General features: G+C 61.2%; 1 protein-coding gene. It reads left to right on the forward strand.

Features of this window, described 5'->3' with window-relative positions; all coding sequences use genetic code 11:
• Positions 1 to 100 precede the first annotated feature (100 nt).
• Complete coding sequence (locus tag H3V09_RS08935) at positions 101 to 1,714, forward strand: extracellular solute-binding protein (RefSeq protein WP_232339563.1); 1,614 nt, start codon at positions 101 to 103, stop codon at positions 1,712 to 1,714.
• Positions 1,715 to 1,721: the final 7 nt, after the last annotated feature.

The raw sequence follows: 1,721 nt of genomic DNA on the forward strand, positions 1-1,721 counted from the left end.
TGTTACTGTGAGATTGCTTTGCTGATTACAGCTGGTGAGCCGGGACTATGGGGTCCTGGCATTCAATAGGAGGATGAGAGCGATGAGGCGTTATGGGGTTATGTTGAAGGTGACGGCCCTGGCTTGTGTTTCGGTCATGGCCTTGGCGGGCTGTGGGAGCGGCGGGGCTTCCACCGCCGAAGACGGCAGGCCGATCGTCACGGTGCAGGTCGTCAAGGACGCGCGGGCCGAGAAGATGTCGAAGATGGGGTGGACCAAGGATCTGGAGAAGGCCTGCGGGTGCAAGATCGACTGGCAGGACGTGGCTGGTTCCTCGTGGGACCAGCAGAAGAAGGCCTCCCTGGCCGCGGGCGAGGTGGCCGACGTGACCATCAGCGGTTTCGGATCGGGGGACATGGGCGAGTATGGCAGTCTCTTCCTCGATCTCAAGCCCGAGCTGGGGAAGATGCCCAACCTGTCCAAGACCTTCAAGACGGAGCCCTATGCGCGGGTGATCTCGACGACGGCCTCGGGCAAGATTCTGGGCGCCCCAACCGTGGATCGGCCGACCACCGCACGCACCAGCAACCACATGTTCATCAACAAGCAGTGGCTTGACAAGCTGGGGTTGAAGGTGCCGACCACCTGGGATGAGCTCGAGACCGTCCTCAAGGCGTTCAAGACCGGCGACCCCAACGGCAACGGGAAGGCCGACGAGATTCCCATGGAGTTCAATTCGCCGGGGACCGGCGGGTTCGGCCTCTTCCAGCCCAACGTCCTCCTGGCCAGCCTGGGGATCGTTGTCCCCAACGGGAGTCTGGGCATGTATGTGCAGGGCGGCACGGTGAAAAACTACCTGACCGACGTCCGTTACAAGGAGCTCATCTCCTACCTCCATAGGCTCTGGGCCGACGGGGTCATCTCGGCCGAGGCCTTCACCCATGACTGGTCCAAGTACACCGGCACCTGCAAGGGCGAGGGAACCACGGCCAAGGTCGGGTTCACTTGGATGTGGACCCCTTCCGATGTCTTCGGCCCCCAGCTGGCCGACCAGTACATCACCCTGCCCTCCCTGAAGGCCAGGGCCGACCAGGCGGAGAAGCCGGTGTGGTCCTACAACGGGGACGACCTGGCCTACCAGGCCGACCGCATCGTGGTCTCCGGCAAGGTCAAGAACAAGGAGGCGGCCCTGAAACTGGTCGACGCCTTCTACTCGCCCGACATCTCCATCCAGGCCCGCTACGGCGCCTTCGGCACGGCAGTCAAGAAGAACGCCGTCAACGACTACAAGATCCTCGACCCTCCCGCAGACCACCAGCTCTCCGATTGGCAGTTCTTCCAGTCCCTGGCTGACGGCGCCCCTGGCTGGATCAGCGACGAGATGAAACTGGACCTGCCCGCCTTCCACACCGAGGTCAAGGGCGTGGACGCCGTCTACGACGGGGACTATGCGGACGTGGACTTCAACAAGGACATCCTCTACTCCAACATGCCCATGACGGAGGAGCAGACCAACACGATGAACGCCAACAACACCGGGATCACCCAGGGGGCCATGAGCAAGTTCGCCCAGTGGGTCACCAAGGGCGGCGTGGAGGACGAATGGGACGCCTACGTGGCCAACCTGAAGAAGAACAAACTGGACGAGAACATCAAGATCCAACAGGACGTCTACAACTCCTTCAAAAAGAACATGGACACCATCGGAGTCAACCTCAACAACAACAACAAATAAACAGAAT

Source organism: Bifidobacterium sp. M0399, assembly GCF_016100595.1.
Lineage (GTDB): Bacteria > Actinomycetota > Actinomycetes > Actinomycetales > Bifidobacteriaceae > Bombiscardovia > Bombiscardovia polysaccharolytica.